Below are 26,029 nucleotides of genomic sequence, written 5' to 3'. Positions count from 1 at the left end.
CAGAACCGCACAGCTGAGGGAGGCGTCAAGGCTCGGTGACCGCATCCGCCTCCACCAGCAACCGCTCCGGCCCCGGCGTCACCGCGTCGAGCGGCCAGCAGGTGGCGAGCACGAGGCGGCGGCCCGGCGCGGCCGGATCGAGGCCGGAGGCGTCCCAGCGCTCGACTCGTTTCCCGGTGACGCGGAAGCGTGCGCTGACGCGATCGCGGCGCACCACTTCGATGAGATCACCGATGGAGAGCCGTCCGAGACTGCGGAACTGGGTGTCGCGGTGGGCGGCATAGACCGCCGTTCCCGGTTCGCCCGCCTCCGGCGTGCCCTCGACATGGCCGGGCCCGAAGGCCAGCGCCTGCCCGCTCGAACCGGCGAGCACCACGTAATGCTCGCCGAGCCGCGGGAAGCCGATGCGGGCGACCGGCACCGTATCGGCCCAGGGCCAGGGAGGGACGGCCACGCCCTCGGCCAGGGTGCGGGCGAAGGCGCGCTCCAGCAGCACCTGCGCCAGGGCGGCCTTGGCCGGAATCCAGGCCGCCTGCGCCAGCAGAACCAAGCCGGCCGCGACGAGCAGGAAGGCCGGAAGGGCGGCGAGGCCCCGCCGACCCGAGCGCCGTGATGCGGCGCCCTGTCGTGCGCGCCCGCTCACGCCGCGAACCGGCGGTGGGAGAGGAGGAGACCGAGCGCCAGCAGCAGCGCCCCGAGCCATGCGCGGATCTCGAAATCCGTGGCGGTCTGCGGCAGCGCCACCGCCTGCGCGGCGGCCATCTGCGTGGCCGAGGCCGCGGCGCGGCGCTGGCGCGGCGGCGGGGGAAGCTGCGGAGCCTCGTCCTGCGTGCCGAACACCGTCTCGAAGTCCCAGCCGGCCGGCAGGTTAAGCGGCAGTTCGGTGCTGGCAAGGCGCATCCCGGCCGGCCGGCGCGGGGTAGCGTCCACCGCCACGAGCGAGGTCAGGCGGGTCGTCAGCCCGTGGTCGAGAGCCAGCCGCAGGATCGCCGCGTCGGCTGCCTCCGGCGAGAGCCCACCGGTCAGCCGCGCGGTCTCGGCCTCGGCGATCTTCGCCCGCGCCCAGAGCTTGCCGATGCCGGTTCCCTCCTGCGCCGCATCGAGGTGCAGAAGCGTCTGCCAGGGTTGGCCGCCGATCCGGCCGGTGAGGGTCAGGGTGCCGCGGGCCTGCCCCATCCGGGCCGACAGGGTGAGCGGCTCGCCCCGGTACAGGTCGGGCAGGCGGGCCGGCGTCACGTCGATGCTGGGCTCGGAGAAGGTCGCGGTCAGGTCGGTGACGGCGGGACTCTCCAGCTTCATCAACAGGGCGCGCATCCGGTCGGTCACCTGTTCGGGCGTGTCGATCTGGGTGAAGCTGCCCTGCCCGAGTTCGGCGGCGTGGCGCATCAGGTCGCCGTTCGGGGCCGAGCCGATGCCGACCATGAACAGCCGCGAGCGCCCACGCTCCGTCGCGATGGTGGAGAAGATCTGCGCCTCGTTGCCGATGGCGCCATCCGTGAGGAACACGACCTGGCGCAGGCGCGCCGTCTCCTCCGGCGTCGCATCCCGCAGGGCGGCCCGGAGCGGCGCCAGCATCTCCGTGCCGCCGCTCGCCTGGAGCCCCGCCACGAAGCTTTTGGCGCGCGCCAGATGGTGCGCGTCGGCGGCCACCAGATCCGGGAACAGCGTGTCGAAGCTGTGATCGAAGCGGATCACGTTGAAGCGGTCATTTGCGCCCAGCCGGTCGAGGCCGATCAGCAGGCCCGCCTTGGCCTGGCGCATCGAGGCGCCGCCCATGGAGCCGGAATTATCGATGACGAACACCACGTCGCGAGGGACGGTTGCGGCCGGGCTCGCGGTCTCCGGCGGGGTCACCACGGCGAGCACCGCCTCAGCCCCCGCGACCCGCTCGCGGAACAGGCCGACCGAGGGCGCCTCGCCGGGGGCGGCGGTCCAGGTCAGCTCGAAATCGCGGTCGGCGGCGGTGGCGCCGTCGGCGAGCGTGATGCGGCGCTCGTTTCCGGACACTTCCTCGACGCGGATTGCGTGGGTGGCGCTGCGCACTTGGCCCAGGGCAAAGCCGGCCTTGAGAGCGATGGTGAGCGTCAGCGGGTTGATCGGCGCGTGGCGGGCCGGGTCGAGCACCGGGGCCGCGATCGTTTCGCGATCCGGAACGGGATCGGCGGCGGGGGCCCGCTCGACGACGGAGGTCACCGCCGGGGGCGCGGGGCTGTAGCGCGGGGCGGCGACGGTCGGCAGGCGCAGGGTGTAGGTGCCGGCGGAGGACCGCACCGGCTGCTGGTACTCGATCTGCACCAGCACGGTCTCGCCGGGGCCGATATTGGCGACCGCATTGGTGAACAGGTTGGGACGCTGCTGCTCGGTGAGCGCGGCGGCCTTGCCCTCGGCCTTCGCTGCCTCGTAGACGCGCCGCGCCGCCTCGCGCTCGCGGATGTCGGCGACGATGACCCGGTCGCCGACCACGAGCTTCATCGTATCGACCGCCGCATCCTCCGGCAGCGGGAACAGGTAGGTGCCCTCGACCCATTCGGCGGTCGTGTTGCGGAAGGCCTGGGTGATCGTCGCCCGCGCGGTCGGGCCGCTCACGGTGATCGCGGCATCCGCCTTCAGGCGGGGCGCCTCGACGGGCGCCCCGCCCTCGAAGCGCAGCAACAGCGTGCCGCTGCCGTCCTGTGCCCTCGAATCCTGTGCCCTTGCCGGCGCAATGCCGGCAACGAGCGCGAGCAGCAGGGCGATCAGCGGCCCGAGCAGCAGGTTGCGCGTCAGGCCGGGAGCCGGGCGCGCGAGCGCCGAGTGTGGCAGCGGGGAGTGGGGAAGCGGCGAGTGGGGAAGCGAGAGCATGGAAGCCTCCATCGGCGGATGCCGGCGCGGCGGCCGGTTCCTGCCAAGGCTCCTCCAGTGGGTGCCGCGCCGCCACGGGACGCTTCGCCCACCTTCGGCCCCGCTCCGCACCCGGGCGGCGCGCGATGTCCGGAAAGCGGCGCCATTCGCCGCTTACTGTGACGCTTCGTCCGGATCGGTGCGGAAGATCGGGCGCGGCGTCACGGCCGCTTCCCGCGGCGCGGGATCCGCCTACATCGGGGCGATGTCCCGCTCGACCCCGCCCTCCGCCACCCGCATCGTCTGCATCCGCCACGGCGAATCGACCTTCAACGCGCATCACGAGGCGACGGGGCGCGACCCCGGCCACATCGATGCGCGCCTGTCCGAGCGCGGCCACGCGCAGGTTGCCGCGGCCCGGAAGGCGCTGCGCGGTATCCCCTTCGAACTCGTCGTCACCTCGCCGCTGACCCGGGCGCTCCAGACCACTGCCGGGATCTTCTCCGATCACCCGGCCGGGCCCGACGTGCTGGTGGAGGTGCTCCACCGCGAGTGCCAGGAGAGCAGTTGCGACATCGGCCGGGCGGCCTCGGTGCTGGCGCAGGAATTTCCGGCCTTCCAAGTCGGCCACCTTCCCGAGACGTGGTGGTACGCGGACGGCGAGGCCGGGCCCGAGGGCTGGCACGTCGAGCCGCGGACGCTGTTCGACCAGCGCGTCTCTGGGTTTCGCGACTGGCTGCGGGCGCGGCCGGAGCGGACCATTGCGGTCGTCGGCCACTGCACCTTCTTCTACCACCTGACCGGGCGCTGGCTCGCCAACTGCGAGGCGCTCGACGTCGACCTCGCCGCTGAGCCGCGCCCGCGCGCCTACGGCTGAACGCTGGCCCGCGCCGCCTCCAGACGCGCATGCGCGGACATCAGGTCGATTTCCGGCGCCTGCCGGCCGATCCGAAGCGCCGCGTCGAGGAGGCCGAGCGCGGTCCGCCACGTCCCCTCCGCGAAGGGGGCCGCCCCCTCCGCCACCTCGGCGGCGCTGCGCGGGTCGTCGAAGGCGCGCAACGCCGCCGTGGCGGTGCGCGACACGGCGGAGGCGCGCGCACCCACGATCCAGGCGTGGCGGCCGGCGGCGGCGTGGGACAGCGCACCGCCCTGCATCTCGGCGGTGCGGAGCACGACCATGGCCGCCCCCGCATCGGAGGCCGTCTCGCAGCGTGCGGCGAGCGCCGGCAATCCGGATGCATCGAGCAGCGGCGGCAGAATGCGGCGGGCGCTCTCGAGCGCGAGGAAGGTGGTGCGGGCGGCCTCAACCGCAGGCGCATCCGCCGAGCCGGAGAGCCGCAGCACGAACGCCATCAGCCCCTGCCGCGCAGCCTCCGGCATGGCGTCGTTGAGACCGAGCGCGTAGGCCGCCAGCGGGCGTGAGAAGCAGGGCGGACACTCCTCGCTCGCGGTGATCGCCCGGTAGGGCAGCCCCGCCGCGACCATCGCCGCCTCGTTGATGCAGGTGCCCCCGTCCGGTCCGGGGAAGGCGTGCGAGCCCTTCAGGAGCCGCCAGTTGAGGAGGGGCGCGAAGACGTCGAGGGCGTGGTGTTCGCTCAAGCAGGGCTCCTCCCGATCCGGGGTAAGCTTGCACGGCTGCGTGGGCCTTGGCGAGAGGTCTGTCAAAAGCATCGTCTTTTTCCGAAAGCCGGCGGCCACCTTTCGGGACGATGCTTTAGCCACCCAGGCCGGAGGCTACACCCGACAGCATGGCGAGCCCGAGCACCAGCACAAAGGCCCCGGCCAGCAATTCGAGCCCGCCGACCGCCAGCGCGCCAGCCTGCCCACGCCCGCCCGCAAGCCGCAGCGCCAGGGCCTTGGCGAATACCGCAAGGCTTGCGAGCGCTCCGGTGGTGAGCGCGGTGCCGAACGCCATGGCGAAGGTCGCGGCGATGCCGGCGGCGAGCAGGCCTTGCGCAGCGCAGAACACGAGGATCAGCACCGCCCCGGCGCAGGGGCGCGAGCCCGCGGCGAGCACCACGCCGGCCCGTTCGCGCCAGCCGCCGAGCCGGTCGAGGGCGGCGGCATCGGTCAGGTGGGTATGGCCGCAGCCGGGGCCGCACGCCTCGGGCGGCGCATCGGTGGCGAGGCCGGCGAGCCGCCCGGCCTTACGCCACGTCACCACGGCGCCGAGCGCTGCCACGAGGGCAAAGCTCACGGTCTCGATCAGGGTGCCGGCCCGCGTCATCCCGGCAGCGGTCGTGTTGAGGACGAGCACGCCGACGAGCACGATGGCGATGGCGACACAAGCCTGGAGCAGGGCTGCGGCAGCGCTCAGGGCGAAGCCGCGCCGCAGCGTGCGCTCGCCCGCCACGATGTAGCCGGCGATCACCGCCTTGCCGTGGCCGGGGCCGGCGGCGTGGAACACGCCGTAGGCAAAGCCCATCACGATCAGCGGCATCCAGGGGCCGCCGGCCTTCAGCGCCGTCACGGCCGCGCGAAGGTTGCTGGAGAAATTGGACTGCACCGCGAGCAGCCAGCCGCCGAGCCCGGTCGTCGCGGGCGCGGCTTCGCGGAAGCCGATGCCGAAGGGCGAGCGCGGCGGCGGCGCGGCGACGGGGCCGAGCGTCCAGGCGATGCCGGCGAGAAGAGCGCCAGCCGCCACGACCGCCCCGGCAGCAACTGCCAGCCGCAGCGGCCACCGCCCGCCCGCCAGACCCGCGGGGCGCAGGGCGGCGGTCAGGGACATGCGACGATGGCCCGGTTGGCGAACTGCTCACCGTAATTCGAGGCGGCGGTCAGTGCCTCGAACATCGCCTCGGTCATCGACTGGCCGGCGGAGGCCACCGTCGGTTCGGTGTTCTTCGCCCGCGTCACGGTCATGCTGCAGCCGGGAGCGGCACCGGCGAGGCGCATCGCGTCGGCCCCGTCGGCGAGGCTGAAGGCGATGAAGTAGGTCGGGTCGTAGACCTCGACCGCCGCGACGCCCTTGCCCTGCACGGCGGGGGTCTTCAGCGGCAGCAGGAAGCTCAGGGTGAGCCGGCCGCCCTCCATCGCCATGCGCGCCTCCTGCGGCTCGGCGAAGCTCTGCTCCTTGCCGGCCACCTTAAGCTTCGTGAAGTATGCGAACTCGGCGAGGTTGCCGGCATGCTCCTTGGCCGAGCCCTGAAGCTCCTCGGGCGAGACCTTGCCATCGCCGTTGGCGTCCAGCCCCTGCGTCAGGAAGGCGGTGTATTCGGGATCGAAGGTCCAGGCATGGTGGATGCCGGTGACGCGGCCCGCCTCGTAGGCGAGTTCGGCCTTGGCCGTGATCCAGACATGGGGGTGGGCCCGGGCCGAGCTCACGGTCGCGAGGCTGGCGACGAGGCCGAGCGCGGCGGCGAGGGCGCGATATCGGAGAGAGGCGGCGATCGGCATGGCGCTCGGGGGAGGCTCGCGGCAGGTCGGCGATGACGACGATGGGCCGGATCCTGCCCGTCCGATCGGGCGAAAGCAGGGCGCCGGAGCGCCTCTGCCGATCCCCTTGCGCTTACGGCCGCTTGAGCAGCGCCTCGACCTCGGCTTCCTCCGCCTTGGACAAACCCGCTACCCGTGTCGGCGGGCGGCGGCGCGACAGACGCCAGATACCGAAGGCGCCGAGACCCACCGCGAGCAGCGGGCTCAGCCACAGCAGCAGCGTATGCCAACCGAAGACGGGGCGCAGCAGCACGAACTCGCCGTAGCGGGCCACGACGTAATCGATGACTTGACCGTTGCTGTCGCCCTCCTTGAGCCGCTCGCGCACCAGCACGCGCAGATCCTTGGCGAGCGGCGCGTCGGAATCGTCGATCGACTGGTTCTGGCAGACGAGGCAGCGCAGGCCCTCCGAGATGTGCCGCGCCCGCGCCTCCATGGCGGGGTCCTTCAGCACCTCGTTCGGCTGCACCGCAAGTGCGGGGATCGCCGCGAGGCTCAGAGCGAGCGCGGCGATCGTGGAGCGGAGGCGGGTCATTCGGCGGGCACCGCGGCGGGCGGCAGCTTGGCGCGCGCCTTGACGGGAGCGCCGACGCGCATGCGCCGGTCGGTGAGCGAGAGCCCGCCACCGGCCGCCATGATGAGCGAACCGATCCAGATCAGCAGCACCAGCGGCTTGTAGTAGAGACGCATGCCGATCGAGCCGTCGGGCATCACCTCGCCGAGGCTGGCGTAGATCTGGCTGACGCCGACCGTCTTTAGGCCGGATTCGGTCACCGTCATCCGGCGGGACGGGTAGAAGCGCTTTCCGGTCTCGGTCGTGCCCACGTAGTCGCCCGCGCGGTTGCGCAGCGTCAGGAAGGCGGTGGTCTCCTCGTAGTTCTCGCCCTTGGTCGGGCCGACACGATCGAGTGTAGCGACGTAGGGGCCGGAGGCGACTTGTCCGCCCGGCCGGATCGTGGCCAGCCCCTCCGTCGCCCAACCCTGCCCGGCGATGCCGAGCACGACGACGCCGACGCCGGCATGGGCCAGAGCCGTGCCCCAGGCCGAGCGCGGCAGGCCGATCGCCCGGCGCCAGGTGGTGCCAAGATCGCGTGTCCGGTTGTGGCCGTAGCCGCGGGCGCGCGCCCAGATCTCAAGGACCGACCCGATGATGAGGTAGGCGCCAAAGCCCAGGCCGACCGGTGCCATGACCGGGCCGCCCCAGGCCAGAGCCGCCGCGCCGAGCGCGACGACGAGGGCCACCGCGAAGGCGGCGAGCAGGCGCTGCGCGGCGGCGGCGGCATCCCCCCGTTTCCACGCCAGCGCCTGCCCGAACGGCACGATCACGAGGAGCGGCAGCGCCAGCGGGATGAAGGTCCAGTTGAAGAAGGGCGGGCCGACCGAAATTTTTTCGCCCGTCAGCATCTCCAGCAGCAGCGGGTAGAGCGTGCCGACGAAGACAGTGGCGCAGGCGGCGACGAGGAACAGGTTGTTCATCACCAGAGCGCCCTCGCGGGAGATCGGCGCGAACAGGCCGCCCTGGCGCAAGCTCGGCGCCCGCCACGCGAACAGGGTCAGCGCGCCGCCGATGAACAGCGCGAGGATCGCGAGGATGAACACGCCGCGGCTCGGATCGGAGGCGAAGCTGTGCACCGAGGTGAGCAGCCCCGAGCGGACGATGAAGGTGCCGACCAGCGAGAGCGAGAAGGTGAGGATGGCGAGCAGGACCGTCCAGACCTTGAGCGCGTCGCGCTTCTCCATGACGACGATGGAGTGCAACAGCGCCGTGCCGGCGATCCAGGGCATCAGCGAGGCGTTCTCGACCGGATCCCAGAACCACCAGCCGCCCCAGCCGAGTTCGTAATAGGCCCAGTACGAGCCCATCGCGATGCCGAGCGTCAGGAAGCTCCAGGCGATCAGGGCCCAGGGCCGCACCGCCCGCGCCCAGACGGCATCGATGCGCCCCTCGATCAAGGCGGCGACGGCGAAGGCGAAGGTCACCGAGAAGCCGACATAGCCGAGATAGAGCAGCGGCGGATGGATCGCGAGGCCGAAATCCTGCAGCAGCGGGTTGAGGTCGTTGCCCTCCAGCGGCGCCGGCGCGACACGGGCGAAGGGATTCGAGGTCGTGATGATGAACAGCACGAACACGAAGGTGATGCTCGCCTGAACCATCAGCGCGTTGGTGCGCAGCACCGGTGGCACGGAGGTCTTGGCGGTGGCGACCCAGGCGCCGAACAAAGCGAGGATCAGCACCCAGAGGAGCATCGAGCCCTCGTGGTTCCCCCAGACGCCGGAGATCTTGTAGATCAAGGGCTTGGCGGTGTGCGAGTTCTCGACGACGTTCTGGACCGAGAAGTCCGACGTCACGTGCGCGTAGGTCAGCGCGCAGAAGGCGAACAGGATGCAGGCGAAGGTGCCGAGCGCGGCGGGCCCCGCCACCTCGCGCAAAGCCGCGTCGCCCGAGCGGGCGGCCCAAGCGGGCATCACCGCCTGCACCAGGGAGAGCGCCAGCGCGAGCGCCAGCGCGTAATGGCCGATTTCGACGATCACCGGCAGTTCCCTCGCGCGGTTTCGGTCCGGACGGTCATGAAATCTTTCACCGCTCGCTGCGCCGGCCCAGGGTGGCGTCGGCCGTCTCGGGCTTCGCCGCGTCCTTGGGGGCTTCCTTGCCCCCGCCTTCCTGCCAGCGTCCCTGCGCCTTCAGGGCGTCGGCGACCTCGCGGGGCATGTAATTCTCGTCGTGCTTGGCCAGCACCGTGTCGGCCCGGAACACGCCGCCGACATCGAGCGTGCCCTCGGCGACGATGCCCTGGCCCTCGCGGAACAGGTCCGGCAGCAGGCCGCGATACTGCACGGGAACCGTGGCGTTGGTGTCCGTCACCGCGAATTCGACGTTCTGATCGGGCCCGCGCTTCACCGAGCCGTCCTTGACGAGGCCGCCGAGGCGGAAGCGGGTGCCCGGCGCCACACCCTGCGCCGCCACATCGGCGGGGGAGCGGAAGAACACGATCGAGCCGCTCATCGCCGACAGGATCAGCCCGAGCGCCAGGGCCAGCACGGCGCCGCAGGCGGCGATGAGGATCAGGCGGCGGCTCTTGCGGGTCACGACGGTTCCGTCCCGGTTCGTCGGCTTCTTCTCGTTCCTTCAGGCTTGAACGCCTGATGGTGGTCCGACGTCTGCTGAGGATCAAGAGACCGGTTTCGGCCCGCCTGCCCGCGGGGTCAAGGTTGAACGGGCGGGACCGATTGTCAGGGGCGGCCTTCCGCTACGGTTGAGCCGGTGTCAGACCGAGTTCCTTGCCGAGCGCATCGAGGCGTTCCACGGCGTTCGGGTTGGCGGCGAGCGCCATCCTGGCCCGGTCGAGGGCCCGGGCTGCGGCGGCCCGATCGCCGATCACGCCGTAGGAGCGCACGAGCCGCATCCACTCGTCGGCGCTGCCGCCCTTGGCGGCGAGCCGCCGGTCGAGGCTCGCGACCATACCGCGGATCGCCGCCTCGCGTTCGGCCGGCGGCATCGCTCGGATCGCGGTGGCGGCGTCGGGCTCCGCCGCATTCCTTTCGCCGGACTTTTCGCCGTTCTCGGCCTTCGGCGGGGGTGCCCCGGCCCCGGCGAGGCCGAGTTCGTGGGCCTGCGCATCGAAACGCGCCTGCGCCTCCTTATTGTCGGGAAACGCCTTGCGCCCGCGCTCCAGCGCATCGAGCGCCTTGTCGCGCTCGCCGAGCACCGCGTGTGAGCGCACGAGGCGCAGCCACTCGTCGGCGCTGCCGCCCTGCTTGGCCAAGCGCCGCTCCAGTCCCTCGACCATGCCGCGAATCGCGTCGATCCGCTCCGAGGGGGGCAGAGCCTGGATGTTGCCGCCCGGCCCGGCCACCGGCGCCTCGGACATCGCGCCTTCCTTGGCGGCGTCCTTGACGCCCTCCCCGGCTTCTCCTCCGGCCTTCGGCGCGGCCATGGTCTCACCCTTCAGCCGGGCGAGGTTCTCGCGCACCGTCGGCAGCCAGGGAGCGTCCGCAGGGGCGGAGGCCGCCATCGCTTCCAGCCGCCGCACGGCGCCGGCTACGTCGCCGGACTGCTCGTCGCCGCGGGCGAGATAGAACTGGGGCTTGGCCGCCTTCGGGTCGGCGGCGAGCGCCCGGCCCAGCACCTTGCGCGCCTCCGGCGAGACCGTGCCGTCGGCGGCCGCGACCAGGGCCTCGCCCCAATCGGACAGAGCCTGGGCGTCCTCGCCCTTGAGGCGGACCAGCGCCGCGTAGGCGCGGGCCGCGTCGTCGAACCGACCCAGCCGCATGTAGACGGGGCCGAGCACGCTCCAGCCGCGGACGTCGTCCGGGTGGTTGGCGAGCCGTGCCTCGATCTGGCCGATGGCGGTCATCAGATCCTGCGCGCCGGCCCGCGTCGCCTTGCGGTCGGCGTCGGTCTGCGAGGGGAGGTTCGGCGAGCCGTAGAGGCCGTAGACGACGAGCGCGACGAGGGGGATCGTCGAGAGCGCGAAGGCGGAGGCCGCCCGGCGCTGGCGCAGATGCGGCTCGGCGATCGGCGCAGGCCCCGACCCGTCCGCCTGCTCCTCGCGGCTCGCTCGCAGCAACCGGCGTGCGGCCTCGGCGCGCGCTGCCTCGGCCTCCGCCGGGGCGATGAGGCCGCGGCCGAGATCGCGCTCGATCTCGGCGAGTTGATCCTCGTAGAAGCCGGTCTCGGTGGCGAGCCCGTTGCCGCCCTCCGCCTCCGGCCCGACCCCGTGCCGGCGGCGGCGCGACATCGGCCAAAGCAGCGCGAACACGGCTGCGCCGGTCATGGCCGCCAGGATGAACCAGATCGCCGTCATCAGACCCAAAGTTTTTAAGCTCGGCCCCGTGTAGAGCCCGAGCGGGGCCCGCACGACATCGCCCCGAAGTGACACGTCGTCACGCGCGAGCGAAGCAGGGCCATAGCACAGACGTGCCGATGCGTAACCTTCGCGAAGGCCGCCACCACTCAGCGTTGTCCGCCCCCCGCGGGGGCGTCGCCCGGCACCTCGATCACCGCGCGCAGGCCGCCGAGGGAAGCCGCCTCGAGGCGAAAGCGGCCGCGGTAGAGCGTGGCGAGATCCGCCACGATCGACAGGCCGAGGCCGGAGCCCGGCTTGGTCTCGTCGAGGCGGCGGCCGCGCTTGAGCACCGCCGCGCGATCCTCCTCCGGCAAGCCCGGCCCGTCATCCTCCACCGCCACGAGGAGGTGGGGATAGTCGTGCTCGGCCGTCGGCGCGGCGGAGATCGAGACCCGGCCCGTGGCCCATTTCGAGGCGTTGTCGACGAGGTTGCCGATCATCTCCTCGAAATCCTGCTTCTCGCCGCGGAAGCGCAGGCCCGGCGGGACGTGGACCTCGTAGGCGATGTCCTTGTCGCGGTAGATCTTGCCGAAGGTGCGGACCAAGCCGGCCAGCGCCGGCTCGACCTCCGTCGAGGTGCCGAGGGTGCCGGCGAGCGCGGCGGCCCGCGCCCGGTCGAGGTGGTAGTTCACCTGATCGCGCATCACCGCCGCCTGCTCGCGGATCTTCTCCGACAGCTCCGGCGGGGCCTCGCTGCCGCCGGCCTCGTTGACGATGATCGAGAGCGGGGTCTTCAGCGCGTGGGCGAGGTTGCCGACCTGAGTGCGGGCGCGCTCCAGGATCTCGCGGTTGGTCTCGATGAGCAGGTTGATCTCACCCGCCAGCGGGGCGATGTCGCGCGGATACTCGCCGTCGATCCGGTCGGCCTCGCCCCGGCGGATCGAGCCGAGCGCCGTGCGCAGCTTGCGCAACGGCGCGAGGCCGAAGCGGATCTGCAGCAGCGCGGTGGCCGCAAGCGAGAAGCCGAGCAGGCCGAAGGTCATGAACAGCGAGAAGCGGAAGCGCTCGACGTCGTTGACGATCTCATCCGCCGGCCCGGCCACCCGCACGGTGTAGCGCCCGTCGGCGCCGACATCGACGTCGCGCTCGACGATGCGCAGGCTGCGGTCGTCCTGGCCCCGGCCGTAGCCCTGGCGGATCTGCCCGATGGTCGCGGTGCCGGCCTGATCGGGCCCTTTCAGCGGCACGCCGACGAGCGAGCGCGAGGTGCGCAGATCCCGCGGCTTCGCGTCGGGCCGCCCGACCTGCCAGTACCAGCCGGACAGCGGCAGGTCGAAGCGCGGATCGCCGAGCGAGAAGGAGCGTGTCTCGGGGTCACTCGGCGAGACGAGATCGGTGGCGAGGTTGTTGGCGAAGACGAGCAGGCGGCTGTCGAAGGCGCGCTCGGTGTTCTCGCGGTAGAGCGTGGTGAGGATGAAGGCCGCGATGACGAGGATCGCGGTGCTCGACAGGAACGAGGAGACCGCGAGCCGCACCGCAATGGAGCGGCGGCGCAAGGGGAGCCAAGCGAGGCGATCGGTCATGAGTGCTGGCTCGAAGCGCGTCTCGCATGCTGGGACGCGGGCATGGACATCATGCGCGTCGGCTTTCTACACAGAGATGAAGCGAGTTGCCCATGGCCCTGCATATCCGCGACGCGGAGACGGACCGCCTCGTCCGCCTTCTGGCCGAGCGGAAGGGCGTTCCGCTCACCGAGGCCATCAAGGTCGCCGTGCGTAACGAGTTGGAGCGGGACGAGGCCCGGCCTGGCCTATGGGAACGGTTGAGGCCTCTGCACGAACGGGTGACCGCGCGGCCGTCCACGGGCCTTGATGCCGACAAGGCTTTTTCCGACGGATTGAACGACGAATGATGTTCGTCGACGCCTCCGCTCTCATCGCCATCATCACGGAGGAGCCGGAGGGACGCGCCCTCGCCGCTCGCCTCGAAAGGGCGGGACCCACCATCACCTCGCCGATTGCCGTCTACGAGGCAGTCCTCGGCATCGCCCGCAAGAAGCAGGGCGGGCTCAAGGCGGCCCGAGCCGATATCGAGATGCTGCTCGACCTCGCCCGGATCGGTCTTGTCCCGATCACGGCAGAGGATGCGGACCGGGCCCTCGATGCCTTCGAGCGGTACGGCAAGGGAACGGGACATCCGGCCCACGTCAACATGGGCGACTGCTTCGCCTACGCGGTGGCCCGGAGTCACAGAGTGCCTCTCCTCTACAAAGGCGAGGATTTCGCGCTCACCGATCTTGGCAGCCAATGAGGCCTCACCCCCGCGCGGGCGGCTGGTTCGGATCGATCAGGTAGCCCAACCCCCGCACCGTCTGGATCAGGTCCACGGCGAGCTTCTTGCGCAGGCGCCCGACGAACACTTCGATGGTGTTGGAATCGCGGTCGAAATCCTGATCGTAGAGGTGCTCGGTCAGCTCGGCGCGGGAGACGACACGGCCGGTGTGATGCATCAGGTAGGAGAGCAACCGGTACTCGTGGCTCGTCAGCTTGATCGGGGCGCCGTCCACGAAGACGCGGCCCGAGCGGGTGTCGAGGGTGACGGGGCCGCACGCGATCTGGCTGCTGGCGTGACCCGCCGCGCGTCGAAGGATCGCGCGCACCCGGGCCATCAGCTCCTCCATGTGGAAGGGCTTGGTGACGTAGTCGTCGGCACCCGCGTCGAAGCCGTCCACCTTGTCGGACCAGCGGTCGCGGGCGGTGAGGATGATGACGGGGGTCTTCACCCCGGCCCGGCGCCAGTTCTGGAGCACGGTGACGCCATCGGCCTTGGGCAGGCCCATGTCGAGAATGATGGCGTCGTAGGGCTCGTTCTCGCCGAGATAGCCGCCCTCCTCGCCATCGAAAGCCTTGTCGGCGACGTAGCCGGCCTCTTCCAACGCGGCGACGACCTGCCGGTTGATGTCACGGTCATCCTCGACCACGAGCAGACGCACGGTCGGTCACTCCTCATCCCGGCGGCGCACCGCCACGCTTACCACTGCCCGCTCACCTGTCCCGATTGGGCATCGACCATGACGTGCATGAAATGCCCGTCGCGACGCAAGGCCGTCAGCAGATAGACGAGACCCGCTTCGTGCCGGCACAGGCTGGCGCGCTGGATTTCGGCCCGTGGAACGATCTGGCGCGCCGCGCGGATCGCGGCGATGGGCGGCACGACGCGCTTCTCGGCCACCGCCTCCCGCAGGTCCGCGGGCGACAGGCAATCGTCGCCGCGGTTCAGCGGCTCCCTCTGCGCCGGAACGGGCGCGAGGGCCCCGGTCTCCTCGGCGAGAGGGCCGACCGCCCCCGCCGCGAGGACCGCGGCGGTCGAGACGACGATCAACAGGGCGAAAGCTTGGCGCATCGAGAATGACTGTCGCGCCAGCGCACTGAATGCGCCCTGAATGTTTGCGAGCGCAGGCGCACCCGAGGGGGATGCTGCCGTCGTAGATGTCTTGCGGTCGAGGGCCATGTCCGGGTCGGCGATGTTGCCGGGGACAAGGCGGAATCGCCGACGCGGTTCCCTGGGCAGGACTGCGCAGGGCCGGCCGCCTTCACGCCGTCCCCTCCCTACTGGCGTGAAGGCGACGCTCACCACACACGCGCATGGCCAGGCTTGCCAGATCACCGCTGTCGACCGCGTCGAGGGCGGCCCGGCGCAGCGTGATCAGTGATCGCTCGAAACCGTGGCGCGCCGCCTCCAGGCGGCCGGCGGCGGCACGGGACCGGCTTCGGCGGGAGGCCCGCGACTTGGCTCCCTCCGAGCCGGCGGCGCAAGCATGAGCGGAGGAGCGACGGCCGAGCATGGAAGACTCCGTATCGCGTGTCAGAGATTCGGCCGGTGCTGCAACTCGCCGATGCGCCGCAGGAGGTCCTCGAACCGTTCCCGGGCGCGCTCGTCGCTACGCGCGACCGCCCGAGCGGTCTCGCCCGTGAGCCGGACCAGATCCTCCAGCACGCGGGTGCGGCTCTCCAGGGCGGCGGCCACCGCCGCGTTGGTCTGCGAAGCGCGCTCCAGTGCCGCGGCGGTGGCGCCCGTCTCGGCGATGCGCGCTTCCAGCACGCGCAGGCCGTCCCGGTAGAGGTGGAGGCAGGCCAGTCCCAGCAGCACAGCGACGATCCAGCCCGTGCCCCCATCGGCGAAGAGGAGACGCGCGGCTTCGGCTGCGATCTTGTCCATTGCACCGCCTCCCGGATCATCGGCTCCGGTCTTGCGCGATACCGGACGATCAGACGGCCTTGCGGCTCCCCCGCGCGGTCCCTTGCCCCAGGGCGCGTTCCAGAGCGGGTTCGAGGGTGTTGCCGGCGGTCGCCGCCGCCTCCAGGGGCAGGGACCGGAACACCTTCTCCGCGACGCCCTCGCCGCCGCCCGCCGCCCGGATCAGCCAGGCCGGCGCCTGATCGAGCGCCCGCTGCACGGCCCGCGCGATCACCGCCGAGCCGACGGAGACGGTCAGCCTGCGCCCGCGGACGGCGCCGGCCACGGCGTTCAGGGCGTAGTCGGTGGCGTTGCGCACGAGGCGCTCGACCAGCGCGTCGGTGACGAGGAGCCGCAAGGGACCGCCGAAGCGCGCGAGCACCGCCGCGAGCCCGGCGACGAGCATCGGCGTCAGCAGCGCGGACAATCCCTGGACGAGCGCCACGACGGCGTCGCCCCAGGGCAAGACCAGCGTTGCCGCGTCGATGACGGGGAGCGGGGTCGCGTGCGCGGGCGCGCAGCAACAGCCGAGCAGGAGGAGCGGCGGCAGGACGGGTCTGACGAGGAAAACCCGTGCCATTGTTCGGGCAAAGCTTCGAACGAGGACCTTGTTGGATGTCACCTTGGTCGGCGTCATGGGAACGATCCTTTCGGGGCGAAAGAAGGGGTCAGCGGCCGGCGCGCAGCCAGTCCCGCAGGCGCGCGCCCCAGCCGGGCCGAGCGCCGGGCGGTGAGGGCGGGGCTGCGGCGGGAGCGGAGACAGGCCCCGCATCGCCGCGCCGGGCGCGCGGCAGGGCGGTCTCGTAGGGCGTGCGGAACTGGTCGAACTCGCCCTGTCGGCGGGGGATGATCACGGCGGGGCGGTTCCACATCAGGATCGCTTCGCCCGCGCCCGCCCGGTCGCCGGCCCGCAGGCGCCGCAGCACCGTGGAGCGCAGGAAAGCCGCCGGGCCGATGTTGAAGCAGAGCGAGACCAGCGCATCGAAGGCGTGCTGCGGCAGCGGCTCGGGGATCGCCTCGGCGACGGTGCGGACGAAGGCCGCGACGTCGCGGGTGAAGATCGCGTCCGCCTCCCCGGCGCCGATGCGCAGGCCCGCCCGCGGCACGGGCGGCCCGGCGGCGGCGGTGTGGCCGATGCCGATGGTCCAGACACCCACGCTGTCGCGGTAGGCCTGCAGCCGCCGCCCCTCCCGGGCGATCAGCACGGCGCGGCCGACGGCACTGAGGTCCATCGTCAATCTCCGGTTTTGAGGGGATGGGTCGAACGTCAGCCTCGGCGGCCGGCGGCCTATTCAAGGCCCTCGAACAGCAGCGAGAACAGGATGTTGGTCGTGGACTGCGCCCCGCTGCTCGCCACGATCTTGAGGCACCAGCGGTCCGCCGCCTCGAAGACCGCGCTGTTGACGAGGTCGGCCGCTTGGTTGGAGCCGGCCCCGGCGATCGTGCAGGTCAGGGCCGTGCCGGTGAACAGGTTCTGGAGCGTGACGGTCCAGCTCTCGCCGGCGCCGGGCGCGCCCTGCGTCACCACCCGCAGATCGCGGAACCGCCCCCGCCGGCCGGCGGCGGCGTAGACCTCGCTCTGGTGGCCGCCGACGAGGGCGTTGGTGAAGTACCGTGTCCCCCCGGCCGGAAAGGAGCCCGGCCCGCTATTGCCGGCGATCACCTGCGCCGTCAGCACCGGTACGTCCGCGACGGTGATCCGGCCGGGAAAGGCGACCCGCCCCGTCGCACGCGCGATCCGCAGCGCCTCGAGCCAATCGCCGCCATTCGGGGAGACCTTCACGCGAAGGTCGTCGTCGCCGGTCAGGCCGATCTCGGCACGGGCGGAGAACCCAGTCTGCATCAGCAGGGAGAGGGTGTTGCCGGCCGCCTGCTTGTTGAGGGTGTAGCGCAGATCGCCGCTGCCGCCCTCGGCGATCGGCAAAGCGGTCCAGAGCGCCTTGTTGAGCTTGGCCGCGAAGGGGTTGTCCGCATCCGCCCCGGTGCCGAGCCCGAGGCGGGTCAGGTTGTGCAGGGCGGAGATGGTCGCGCGGAACGGCATCCAGGCCGAGCCGGTGAAGGTGTAGAGTTCGGCCTCGTCGGCGACGTAGGCCGTCCAACCCGCAAGCGGCTTGAGGGACAGCCACGCACCGTCCTGGAAGCGGGCGATGCGCCCGGCCCAGCCGGTCCAGGCCCCGCTCGGGTTGCCCGAGACGATCAGGTAGCGGTCGCCCTCGGCGGGGCTCGCGGGTGGCGCGGCCCGATCCTTGTCGAGGACAGCGAGCTGCACCAGCGCGTCGAGCAACGCCAGGGCCTCGTTGTGGGTGACATGCTTCTGCGCCTGCCCTCCCGCGATCAGCGGCAGGGCGAGGCTCGGGGTCGTATCGGCCATGGGCCACTCCGTCAGCGTGAGATGTCAGACGGTCCGCAGGCTCACCCGCGCCCGGCGGGCGGGGCCGGAGCCGGCGAGGGAGCCGATCGGCACCAATGCGGCGTCGATCTCGGTGCGGCGCACGCCGAAATCGGCGATCTCGTCGGCGGTGGCGTAGAGCGCGCTCGTCGTGTCGCTGCTCAGGCTGCGCAGAATCCGCCCGTCCTCTGCGAGGATGTCGAGGCGGTAGGCCTCGGTCCCCGCGCCCGGTGGTACGTCGGCCGGCTCCCAGGCATCGGCATCGCGCCGCGCCCGCCGGATCCACTGGAAGCAGATGCCGCCGGCCTCGCGCCGGGCGCGCAGGTGAACCGGGCTCAAGGGAACGAAGGCGGTCAGGTCGGCTGTGGCCGCGAAGCCGACGAAGGCGGGGTCGGCCGGATCGCGCTCCGCCGGGCCGATCCGGAAGAGGAAGCGGCGGCCGGCCTCGTCGAGCCGATCCACGAGGGGCTGTACGGCGCCGTCATCGAGGCGCACGATGGGGCTGCCTGCGCCCGCCGAACGGCCGGCGGCGGCCTCGCTACCGGCCAGCCCCCGCAGCAGTCCCGAGAGCCGCCACGTCTCCGCCCCGACCAGTTCGGCTCTCGCCGCGGACAGGATCTCGACCGCCCCGTCCGCGCCGATCACCGCGAACAGGTTTCCGCCGGCCAGCGCGGCGGCCTCGCCGATGGCGCTCAACCCCTCCGCGTGGCGTAGGGTGACGTCGAGGCGGGCGTTGCGGTCGAAGCGCCAGAGCGGGCCCGGGGGCAGCGGGGTCAGCGTGCGACCGAGGCAGGCCGGATGGTCGAGGGTGCGGTGGAGCGTGAATGGCGCCCCCTCCCCGGCCGAGCGCCAGACCGCGACGGCGCCGGGCCAGGGATCGGCCGAGACCGCGAGATAGACGAGCGGCACCGGGTCGCCGCGTTCCACCGGCAGGACCAGCGCCAGGGCGAAGACCGGCCCCGGCATGGCCGGCGGCCTCCGGCCTGTTCTCGGGGCCGGCGCGGTGGGCGCGGGATCGGGCCGGGGCAGCGGCACCGCGCGGGTCTCGATCCGGCGGCCCGTCGGCGCGTCGTCGATCCGCACGATCCGGTGAAGCGTCCCGCCCCTCTCGTCCGGGAGCGCGACCACATCGCCCGGCTCCAGATCGATCCGGCGCGGGCTCACCCCGAAGGCCGCCGTGTCCCGACCCGCGAGCGCCGCATCGAGGACGGTCTCCGCCAGCGCCTGCACGGCGTCGCGCCGTGTGACGACCGCCGCCTCGACGCGTACTTCCTGCCGCCGCGCTCCGGCCGGGCGTGCGGCCGATACGGTGGCGCGGCGGTAATCCGGGCTCTCGCCGTCGGAAAAACCGATCGCGACGGAGCGCGGCAGCTCGCTCTCCTGCGCCCGCACCCGGCGCAAGGGGGCCGCCTCGCCCTCGCCGAGAACGAGGTCGCCCGCGTCGAGCATGGCGGGCGCGCTCGTGCGCCCATCGCGAACCCGCAGGGTGCCTGCGGAGACCGAGACGTCCAGGTTAAACAGCCGGGTGAGCGGTTCCAGCGCCTCGCGCGCGGAGAGGGGCCGGTCGAGCACGGCGCCGTCGAGGAAGCCGGCGGCATGGATGTCGAGGGGCGCATCGATGCCGAGATCGGCCAGGATCGCCGCGATCAGCCGGTCGAGTTCCACCCCCTCGATCCGGCCGGTGATCCAGTGACCGAGGGCCCAGTTGGCGGCGTCCGACCACACGGTGGTGAAATCGGGGAAGGCTGGAAACGGCCGGGCATCCCAGGCCCAGACGTAGATGTCCTCGGCCGGGATCATCCGGCCGCCATAGAGCGGCGAGACCGGATTGTGAGCCGGCTCGAAACCGTCCGCCTCGGCATCGAAACGCGCCAGGATCGCGTCGAGGCCGCGGGTCTGGGTCAGGTCGTCGCGGGTGCCGCGGGAGAAGGGCGGAACCGCGTTCTCGGACGATTTCGGATCGGGGAAGACGTTGGGTCCGTTGGTGCCGCGATCGACCGCCGGGATGCCGATCTCCGTGAGCCAGATCGGCTTGGCTCCCGGCACCCAGGCCGTCGGCCCGGTCTCGACGCCGCCGCTCCGCTCGACATGCGGGTTCGACCACCACGCGACGAGATCCTTGGCCCGGTAGATCCACGGCTTATTGTAGGCGCCGTCGGTGATCGGCGTGCGGTGTTGCGCGGCGCGATCCTCCGGGCTGGCATAGTACCAGTCGAACGCCTCGCCCGCGGCAAGGCGGTTCTTGAGATAGGTACGGTCGTAGAGGCTCGCCGCCTCCGCCGCGTCGCGATGATCGGGCCCGTCGCGCCAATCCGAGATCGGCGGGTAGTAGTCGATGCCGACGGCATTGATGGACGGATCGGCAAAGAGCGGATCGAGGGGGAAGCGCACGGAGGCGCCGCCTTCGCGGACATGGACGCCGTACTCGGTCCAGTCGGCGGCGTAGACGAGGCTCACATCGCGGCCGAGGCGGGCGCGGACCTCCGCGGCGAGGCGCCGGAGCCCCTCGACCGCCGGATAGGCGCCGGCCGGCCCGCGCACCCGCGTCAGGCCGACGAACTCGCTGCCGAGGATGAAACCGGCAAGCGGCGACCCGGCCGCCGCCCAACCGGCGGCGAGGCCGGCATAGTGCAGAATCATCGCCCGGTAACCCTGCGGCCCGTCGAAGAACGCCGCGACCTGATCGGCCGCACCGCCGGTTCCGTCCGGGCTTCCGGCCCGGTCGGGAGCAGGATCGCAGGTGATGCGCCCACGCCAAGGGTAAGCCGGCTGCGTTTCACCGGGCCGGTACGGGTCTGGAAGGGCGTTGCCTGCCGGCACGTCCATCATCACGAAGGGATAGAGCACCACGGCAAGGCCGCGGCGGGTGAGGTCTGCCACCAACCGCCCGAGCCCGGCATCGGACGGCGTACCGCCATAGGCGGCGGTGCCGCCGGAGCGGGAAACGGCCCGCGCCCCGGCGCGGCTCAGCCCGGCGACGGACCAGGGCTCGCCCGTCGTCACCTTCGCCGTCGCATCGACCCGTGGCGTCACGGTGCAGTGCCCGGCGCGCAAATCGTCGCCGAACCAGCTCGTTACGACCGAGACCCGCTTGAGCCGTGGACACAAAGCTTGAAGCGCGTCGAGGGACGCGACGACATCGCTCGCGCCCTGAAACTGAAAACGGTTTGCCGGCTTCGTAGCGCCGAATCCCGCATCCTCGCTGACGGCGAGCGGATCGAGACCGAACTCGGTGGAGCCGGGAATCAGGCAGACTGCGCGGATCTTGCCCGCCAATCCGGCGACGGGGCGGATCACTTCGAACGCGAATTGCGGGATGCGGTTGCCGAAGGCGGAGAGCGGCAGACGCTCGAACACGACGTAGCCGAGCCCGCGATAGGCCGGCGCATTGTCCGCGCCTTCCTTGGCGACGATGAGGGGGTCGGGCGCCTGCGTCGCCGAGCCCGGATGGACGCGCCAGTTGAGCGTCGTCAGGTCGAGTTCACTGCCATCCGCCCAGATCCGGCGGACGAGGGCGATCTCGCCCGCGCAGAGCCCGACGGCGAGATCGATAAAAGTGCTGTAGGCGGTGCGCACGGTTTTCTGGCCGCCCGCCCCGCCCTTCGAGCCGGAGGAGGACCGCTCCACCGTGGTGTTGGCGATCTCGAGCGGGCGCGTCGCCCAGATCAAAGTGCCACCGACGCGCGCCCGGCCGTAGACGCGGGGCACCGGCGCCCCCTCGGTGGAAGCGAGGCCGCCGAGTTCGGTCAGCCGCGGCCCGTCCACGAAACGCGGGCTCGTGCCGGCGCCGAACAGCGCGTCGTCGAGCGCCGCGCCCCCTGCCGCACCGGCCACGCGCCCGATCATCCCGCCGATGGGGCCGCCGAGCGCATTGCCGACCGCCTCGCCGGCGGTTTGCAGGACGAGCGTCGTCATGGCGGTGCCTCCGGCAGACGGGTGGTTCAGAGCGGATCGGGAAAGCGGAAGGCGTGGGCGAGGTGGCGCCGCCACCACGGCGTGAGGGCAACCTCGGTCACCGCCGCGCCGTCATGGGCGTGGATCATCGCCGCCGGGCCGGTCGCGATCGCGCAGTGTTTTGCCGGCAAATAGGCACGAAACGCGAAGAGCAGGACGTCGCCTGCCTGGGGCTGGTAGCTGCTCAGCGGCCCAGCGATCGGCACGAGATGCCGGCGCGCGGCGGCGAGCAGCGGGTCGCTGCCGGCCGGTGCCGATTCGGCCCAGGTGGCAGCGTAGGGCGGCGCCTCCTCCGGCTCGGGTCCGAGCACCGCCCGCCAAACACCGCGGAGCAGGCCGAGACAGTCGCAACCGACGCCCTTCAGTGAGGCTTGATGCCGGTAGGGCGTTCCGGCCCAGGCGCGGGCCTCCGCCAAGATCCGCTGAGTGAGCGGCACCGTTTCATCATCCATGACGGCCTCATCGGAACAGGCTGGAGCCGTCGGGGCGTGCCCCGGCCTCTGGCCCTGCGCGCAGCACGAAGTCGTTGCCGGGCATATGGGGAAAACCCTGGAAGTTGAGGGTGTTGGCGAATTTTCCGCGGCAGGCGGCGAGGCTCTTGTCGCAGCCGGCGACGAGAGTGAAGGCATCGCCGGTCGTGGCCGGACGCGGCGGCGGAGCCCACAGGTCGAGGACCGTCGCCGCGCCGTCACGGCGATGGCCGCGCAGATCCGCGGCATGTCCGGCATTGGCGCCCGTATCCCAGGTCAGGTGCCCGCCGGAGAACCATCCCGCGGCGAAGCTCCTCGCCAGCGCGACGCTGAGCCGGCCGGGCTCGGGCGCGGCCCGTACGGTGCCGGTCGCGCGGAAGCGCGGATCGCTCAGATCGACGCGGCAGCGGGCGTCGCCGAGTTCCGCGTCGCAGGCAGCGCGGAAGCTGCGCCCGACGGTGACGTCGAGGCGATGCATCAGCCCGCGCAGTTCGGCGACGAAGGCGCCCCCCTCCCGGCGGATCTCGCCAAGGTTCGCCACATCGAGGAGCAGGCGCGCCTCGGGATCGGCCCAATCGACCAACCAGGTCTCGACCCCGGCCCCGTCATAGAACCCCGCTGCCACGTCGATGTCCGTGATCCCGGCGGAGGTCAGTGCGCCCGCCACCTCGCCCCCGCCGACGGCAAAGCCCAGTTCCGCGCTGGCCTCGGCCGCCTCCAGCCCGCTGCGGGCGGCGTAGGTCACGCCATTGAGGATGAGATCGCGGTCGTGGTCGGTGAAGCCGAGGACGAGGCCGTCGCGGCGGCGCAGGGACCAGCAGCGGCAAAGCGTGGTCGCGCCACCCTCCAAGCGGACGGCGAGACGGGGCGGAACGGCGCGCATCGGCTTCCCCTCAGGGCAGGATCTCGATCAGCGGGATGTGCGGCACCTCGCCGGCGGTGAAGGCGGCGAGATCGACGGTGAGTTCGTCGGTATCAAAGCGGACCGGCACGTCGAACTCGAAGCCCGCGGTGACGGCGGCACCCACGGGCGGCACCGCGTCGGCGGCGAATACGACTTGGCCCGTGACCGGATCGACGGAGAGCTTCGGGGCCGCCACCTCAGCACCGTTCACCGCCACGCGCACGCTGCCGGCCACCGGCTTGGCGATGGTGCGGCGGTAGGCCTCCGGCCCGCTCCCGTAGGTTTTGGCGAGGTTGAAGACGCGGGTCGTGCCGTCGCCGGTGCCGATCCGCTGATCGGTCGGCGCGGGCGCCCGCGAGGGCGGGCCGGAGCGGTGATCGACCCGGTCCCGGTAGCGGAAGCCGTAGAGCCGTCCGCGCCGCTCCTCGAAGAAGCCGAGCACCGCGTGCAGGGCATCGAGGGTGCGGATGCCGAGCCCGGCATCGTAGCGGCGGCGCGAATCCGCCCAGCGGCTGTTGCGGTGCTCGCGGCCCGACGCCAGCGTGACGATCTCGGTGCGCCGCACCGGGCCGCCGCTCCCGCGCAAGGCGACATCGAGGGGAAAGCGGACCTCGTGGAAGTCTGACGGCATCGCGGTGCTCCTCACAACGCCCTGCGCCCACGGGCGACCGCGCGGGCGAGGCGGGCGGCGACCTGGGCCTCGGAGCGGCGGAAGCCCTCGATGTCAGGTGTGGCGATGTTGATGGTGACCGCGACCGGCCGCTCGGCTCCACCCGCGGCGACGCCGAGGCGGCCGTCGCTGCCCCGCCTGAGCGGAAGGATCGCCTCCGGCCCGGCCTCGCCCATCAGGCCGGTGCCGCCCTCAGGTCCGGAGAGCGGAAAATAGGTCGGCGCCGCCACGACGCCCCCGGCCGCGAAGGGGCGCACCCGTCCCCCGCCGAGAACGCTGCCGAGGCGGAATGGCACGATCCGCCCATCGGCGACGACGCCCCCTTGGCGAACGCCGTGGTGCTGCTGCCCTCGGACGCTGCGCTCAGCAGACTGTTGACGAGACTCGTCACGCCCGCTTTGACCGGAGCCAACGCTGCCTTGACCGCGACGTTGGAGAGCTTGCTCGCCAGCGAGGCCAGCACGCCGTCCAGCTGGCGCCCGGCATTGAGATTGCGGTCGAAGGCGGAGGACAGGCTGTTGCCGAAGCGCTGGGCCAATCGGTCGAGGGTTTCGAGCTGCCTGGCGCGCTCGGCATTGCTGCGGTCGCTGTCGGTCATCACAGGGCTCCCGGATCGGGATGGGCGGCGAGCAGCCGGTCGAGGTCGGCCCGGCTCGGCGCATCGGGCGCCGGGCGGATCAAGCCGGCTGCTGCGGCGAGTTCGCGGGGCGTGGCGGCCCAGAGGTCGCGCGGGCGCCAGCGCAGGGTCGCCAGACCGAGCGCCAGCACCGCATCCCACGGGAAGGCGGAGACGGGCGTCTCCGGCGCGTGTCTTCCCGCAGGGCTCAAGGGTCCGCGGGCGGGGCCTCGCCGAAGGCCGCGACCAGCGCCTCGCCGAGCGCCGCGGTCACGGCCGCCAGCCCCCCGGAGAGTGGAAGGCGGGCGACCGCCTCGTCGTCGAGGGCGTGGCCGCCGCCGCGCAAAGCCGCACCGAGCAGCGCGATCACGTCCCGCGCGGCGAGTCGCCCGCCGGCAAAGCGCTCGGCAAGGCCGGCGAGGTCGCCCGCACCGAGCGCGTCTTCGAGTTCGGCGAGCGCGCCGAGGGTAAGGCAGAGCGTGTAGCGCTCGGATCCCAAGGTCAGCGGCACCTCGCCGCGTCGGCGATTAACCATCGTCATGCCCCCGCGAAGCTCAAGGGGCCGGCGGAATCGAGGGCCATGTCGAAAGTCACTTCGCCCGCATGCTCGCCGCGATATTCGAGGCTCGTGATCTGGAACAGACCCTCGATCGTGCCGAAATCCGGCACCACGATCTGGAACAGGCCAATCACGCCATCGAAGAACATCTGGCGCAGGCGTGCGTCGGAGGCCTCGTCGCGGAACACGCCCGAGCCCGCGACCGCGGCGCGGCGCACGCCCGCCCCCGCCAGCAACTCGCGCCAACGCCCGGCCGAATCGGCGTTGGTGACGTCCACTGTCTCGGCGTTGAAGGCGAGTTGACGGGCACGCAGGCCCGCCACCGCGACGAAGCCGCCGGACCCGTTGCTGACTCGGACCAAGAGGTCCCTGCCCCTCTGTGCGCTCATGCTCGCGGCTCCGGCGTTCTCGAGGAATGATCAGGCGGTGACTTCGGTCACCGCCTCGAAGGAAAGGGTCGCGCGCGCCTCGCCTGTGCGCTCGTCGCGCAGGCCGGCAAGGCTCTTGAGGCGCAGGAGGACGACGGTGTGGCCGCTAACAGCGAGGTCGGCCTCGTCGAGGCGGGCGGCGATACGCTCGGCCACGTCCAGGGCCGAGCGGGCCGAGCCCGGCTTGGCGAAGACCGTCAGCGCGAAGGCGTGGCGGTGGCGCTGCGCACCATCGACGGAATCGTCGCTCACTTCGCTTGATCCGAACAGCGCGTAGACCGGGGCGGCGCCCTGCGGCGGCTCGTCGTAGAGCCGCAGGCGGCCGCCCATCAGCGCGGCGAGCGGAGCGTCCCCGGCAAGGTGAGCGAGAAGGCCGGCGCGCAGGGCCAGCAGGGGGCTCGATCGCGTCACGGGGAAGCCTCCTCGATCACCTCTTCCACCTCGCAGACGAGATCGCGGCGGCGCCCGTCCGGGTCGTCGGCGGCGCGGATCGCGAAGCGGCGGGGTCCGTCGGCGAGGCGCATCGCCGGGGTGACGCCGGAGCGGTAGCGCAGGCCGACGCGGTAGAGGCCGGGCCGGTCGGTGCGCCCGCCACGTGGCGCGGCGCTGCCGAGCGATTCCAGCGAGCCCCACAGCACGGGTCCGGCGACGTAGCGGCGAAGCCGGCCTCCGAACCCGTCGGGCTCGTCAACCGGCAGTTCGAGCACGAGGCGCCGCCGCCGCGCGCCGAGAGGCCTGTGTGTCATGGTCGATCTCCGTGA

28 protein-coding genes and 1 pseudogene are annotated in these 26,029 nt (G+C 72.1%); 3 read left to right on the top strand and 26 right to left on the bottom strand.

The genetic code is table 11. The annotated features are described in order from the left end of the window. Positions 1-25 precede the first annotated feature (25 nt). Both MKK50_RS20985 and MKK50_RS20980 read right to left on the bottom strand, forming a co-directional pair. Positions 26-643 carry a class GN sortase gene (locus MKK50_RS20985; protein ID WP_499025058.1) on the bottom strand — a complete coding sequence of 206 codons (618 nt, stop codon included), beginning with the start codon at positions 641-643 and terminating at the stop codon, positions 26-28. After that, positions 640-2,841, bottom strand: a complete 2,202-nt coding sequence (locus MKK50_RS20980) for a marine proteobacterial sortase target protein (RefSeq protein WP_499025056.1) — start codon at positions 2,839-2,841, stop codon at positions 640-642. The genes MKK50_RS20985 and MKK50_RS20980 overlap by 4 nt, the downstream gene beginning before the upstream one ends. A gap of 244 nt (positions 2,842-3,085) precedes the next feature. On the opposite strand from MKK50_RS20980, the gene MKK50_RS20975 reads away from it, so the two are divergent. Continuing rightward, complete coding sequence (locus MKK50_RS20975) at positions 3,086-3,697, top strand: histidine phosphatase family protein (RefSeq protein ID WP_499025053.1); 612 nt, start codon at positions 3,086-3,088, stop codon at positions 3,695-3,697. Here the strand turns inward: MKK50_RS20975 and MKK50_RS20970 are convergent. The 8 genes from MKK50_RS20970 to MKK50_RS20935 form a co-directional block, all read right to left on the bottom strand. Next, on the bottom strand, positions 3,688-4,419 hold the full coding sequence (locus MKK50_RS20970) for a hypothetical protein (protein ID WP_499025051.1): 732 nt from the start codon (positions 4,417-4,419) through the stop codon (positions 3,688-3,690). The two genes, MKK50_RS20975 and MKK50_RS20970, sit on opposite strands and share 10 nt — an antisense overlap. 115 nt (positions 4,420-4,534) lie before the next feature. Beyond that, a complete protein-coding gene (locus tag MKK50_RS20965) occupies positions 4,535-5,548 on the bottom strand; it encodes a nickel/cobalt transporter (RefSeq protein ID WP_499025049.1) in 1,014 nt (337 codons plus the stop codon). Then, positions 5,539-6,216 carry a DUF1007 family protein gene (locus tag MKK50_RS20960; protein ID WP_499025048.1) on the bottom strand — a complete coding sequence of 226 codons (678 nt, stop codon included), beginning with the start codon at positions 6,214-6,216 and terminating at the stop codon, positions 5,539-5,541. Before MKK50_RS20960 ends, MKK50_RS20965 begins: the two co-directional genes overlap by 10 nt. Before the next feature lie 112 nt (positions 6,217-6,328). Further along, positions 6,329-6,790 (bottom strand): cytochrome c-type biogenesis protein, encoded by a 462-nt coding sequence (locus tag MKK50_RS20955; RefSeq protein ID WP_499025046.1) that lies wholly within the window; start codon positions 6,788-6,790, stop codon positions 6,329-6,331. Beyond that, positions 6,787-8,787 (bottom strand): heme lyase CcmF/NrfE family subunit, encoded by a 2,001-nt coding sequence (locus MKK50_RS20950; RefSeq protein ID WP_499025043.1) that lies wholly within the window; start codon positions 8,785-8,787, stop codon positions 6,787-6,789. Before MKK50_RS20950 ends, MKK50_RS20955 begins: the two co-directional genes overlap by 4 nt. Before the next feature lie 46 nt (positions 8,788-8,833). Then, the gene (gene ccmE, locus MKK50_RS20945) at positions 8,834-9,343 is read right to left on the bottom strand and encodes a cytochrome c maturation protein CcmE (RefSeq protein WP_499025041.1); all 510 of its coding nucleotides are present in this window, start codon (positions 9,341-9,343) and stop codon (positions 8,834-8,836) included. 160 nt (positions 9,344-9,503) lie between these two features. Next, the gene (gene ccmI / locus MKK50_RS20940; protein WP_499025140.1) at positions 9,504-11,060 is read right to left on the bottom strand and encodes a c-type cytochrome biogenesis protein CcmI; all 1,557 of its coding nucleotides are present in this window, start codon (positions 11,058-11,060) and stop codon (positions 9,504-9,506) included. 149 nt (positions 11,061-11,209) lie between these two features. Beyond that, positions 11,210-12,625 carry an ATP-binding protein gene (locus MKK50_RS20935; RefSeq protein WP_253373637.1) on the bottom strand — a complete coding sequence of 472 codons (1,416 nt, stop codon included), beginning with the start codon at positions 12,623-12,625 and terminating at the stop codon, positions 11,210-11,212. Between the two features lie 92 nt (positions 12,626-12,717). Between MKK50_RS20935 and MKK50_RS20930 the strand changes: the two genes are divergently transcribed. After that, positions 12,718-12,954, top strand: a complete 237-nt coding sequence (locus MKK50_RS20930; protein WP_253373636.1) for a type II toxin-antitoxin system VapB family antitoxin — start codon at positions 12,718-12,720, stop codon at positions 12,952-12,954. Continuing rightward, positions 12,954-13,352 carry a type II toxin-antitoxin system VapC family toxin gene (locus MKK50_RS20925; protein WP_253374113.1) on the top strand — a complete coding sequence of 133 codons (399 nt, stop codon included), beginning with the start codon at positions 12,954-12,956 and terminating at the stop codon, positions 13,350-13,352. Before MKK50_RS20930 ends, MKK50_RS20925 begins: the two co-directional genes overlap by 1 nt. A 4-nt stretch (positions 13,353-13,356) precedes the next feature. Here MKK50_RS20925 and MKK50_RS20920 read toward each other — a convergent pair whose 3' ends face one another. The 16 genes and pseudogenes from MKK50_RS20920 to MKK50_RS20845 all read right to left on the bottom strand — a co-directional run bounded on the left by MKK50_RS20920 (position 13,357) and on the right by MKK50_RS20845 (position 26,014). After that, positions 13,357-14,034, bottom strand: coding sequence for a response regulator transcription factor (locus MKK50_RS20920; protein ID WP_253373635.1), 678 nt, complete (start codon positions 14,032-14,034; stop codon positions 13,357-13,359). Between the two features lie 38 nt (positions 14,035-14,072). Beyond that, positions 14,073-14,444 (bottom strand): PepSY domain-containing protein, encoded by a 372-nt coding sequence (locus tag MKK50_RS20915; protein WP_253373634.1) that lies wholly within the window; start codon positions 14,442-14,444, stop codon positions 14,073-14,075. Positions 14,445-14,906: 462 nt separating this feature from the next. Continuing rightward, positions 14,907-15,260, bottom strand: a complete 354-nt coding sequence (locus MKK50_RS20910; RefSeq protein ID WP_253373633.1) for a hypothetical protein — start codon at positions 15,258-15,260, stop codon at positions 14,907-14,909. Positions 15,261-15,309: 49 nt separating this feature from the next. Then, complete coding sequence (locus tag MKK50_RS20905) at positions 15,310-15,915, bottom strand: hypothetical protein (RefSeq protein WP_253373632.1); 606 nt, start codon at positions 15,913-15,915, stop codon at positions 15,310-15,312. A gap of 31 nt (positions 15,916-15,946) precedes the next feature. Continuing rightward, entirely contained in the window at positions 15,947-16,510 is a 564-nt protein-coding gene (locus MKK50_RS20900) for a lysozyme (RefSeq protein WP_253373631.1), read from the bottom strand. Between the two features lie 56 nt (positions 16,511-16,566). Next, positions 16,567-17,649 (bottom strand): DUF2793 domain-containing protein, encoded by a 1,083-nt coding sequence (locus MKK50_RS20895; protein ID WP_499025039.1) that lies wholly within the window; start codon positions 17,647-17,649, stop codon positions 16,567-16,569. A gap of 24 nt (positions 17,650-17,673) precedes the next feature. After that, on the bottom strand, positions 17,674-21,582 hold the full coding sequence (locus tag MKK50_RS20890) for a baseplate multidomain protein megatron (protein ID WP_499025038.1): 3,909 nt from the start codon (positions 21,580-21,582) through the stop codon (positions 17,674-17,676). A gap of 26 nt (positions 21,583-21,608) precedes the next feature. After that, positions 21,609-22,073 carry an NlpC/P60 family protein gene (locus MKK50_RS20885; RefSeq protein ID WP_499025037.1) on the bottom strand — a complete coding sequence of 155 codons (465 nt, stop codon included), beginning with the start codon at positions 22,071-22,073 and terminating at the stop codon, positions 21,609-21,611. A gap of 7 nt (positions 22,074-22,080) precedes the next feature. Then, a complete protein-coding gene (locus MKK50_RS20880; RefSeq protein WP_499025036.1) occupies positions 22,081-22,974 on the bottom strand; it encodes a phage/gene transfer agent baseplate hub protein in 894 nt (297 codons plus the stop codon). Positions 22,975-22,984: 10 nt separating this feature from the next. Beyond that, the gene (locus MKK50_RS20875; RefSeq protein ID WP_499025035.1) at positions 22,985-23,626 is read right to left on the bottom strand and encodes a phage distal tail protein, Rcc01695 family; all 642 of its coding nucleotides are present in this window, start codon (positions 23,624-23,626) and stop codon (positions 22,985-22,987) included. Positions 23,627-23,637: 11 nt separating this feature from the next. Beyond that, positions 23,638-24,263, bottom strand: a pseudogene (locus MKK50_RS20870) (phage tail tape measure protein). Further along, positions 24,263-24,493, bottom strand: coding sequence for a phage tail assembly chaperone (locus tag MKK50_RS20865; protein WP_499025033.1), 231 nt, complete (start codon positions 24,491-24,493; stop codon positions 24,263-24,265). Before MKK50_RS20865 ends, MKK50_RS20870 begins: the two are co-directional and overlap by 1 nt. Next, positions 24,490-24,816 carry a gene transfer agent family protein gene (locus MKK50_RS20860; protein WP_499025139.1) on the bottom strand — a complete coding sequence of 109 codons (327 nt, stop codon included), beginning with the start codon at positions 24,814-24,816 and terminating at the stop codon, positions 24,490-24,492. The genes MKK50_RS20865 and MKK50_RS20860 overlap by 4 nt, the downstream gene beginning before the upstream one ends. Before the next feature lie 2 nt (positions 24,817-24,818). After that, positions 24,819-25,229, bottom strand: coding sequence for a phage major tail protein, TP901-1 family (locus MKK50_RS20855; protein WP_041357588.1), 411 nt, complete (start codon positions 25,227-25,229; stop codon positions 24,819-24,821). A 30-nt stretch (positions 25,230-25,259) separates the two neighbouring features. After that, positions 25,260-25,679: a DUF3168 domain-containing protein gene (locus tag MKK50_RS20850; protein WP_499025032.1), complete on the bottom strand. Its 420-nt coding sequence runs from the start codon at positions 25,677-25,679 to the stop codon at positions 25,260-25,262. Continuing rightward, positions 25,676-26,014, bottom strand: a complete 339-nt coding sequence (locus MKK50_RS20845) for a head-tail adaptor protein (RefSeq protein ID WP_499025031.1) — start codon at positions 26,012-26,014, stop codon at positions 25,676-25,678. The genes MKK50_RS20850 and MKK50_RS20845 overlap by 4 nt, the downstream gene beginning before the upstream one ends. Positions 26,015-26,029 lie beyond the last annotated feature (15 nt).

It is taken from the genome of Methylobacterium sp. J-043 (genome assembly GCF_022829505.1).
Taxonomy (GTDB): Bacteria; Pseudomonadota; Alphaproteobacteria; order Rhizobiales; family Beijerinckiaceae; genus Methylobacterium; species Methylobacterium extorquens_A.
The sequence above is the reverse complement of the archived record's forward strand: the minus strand, read 5'-3'. Positions and strand labels throughout refer to the sequence as shown.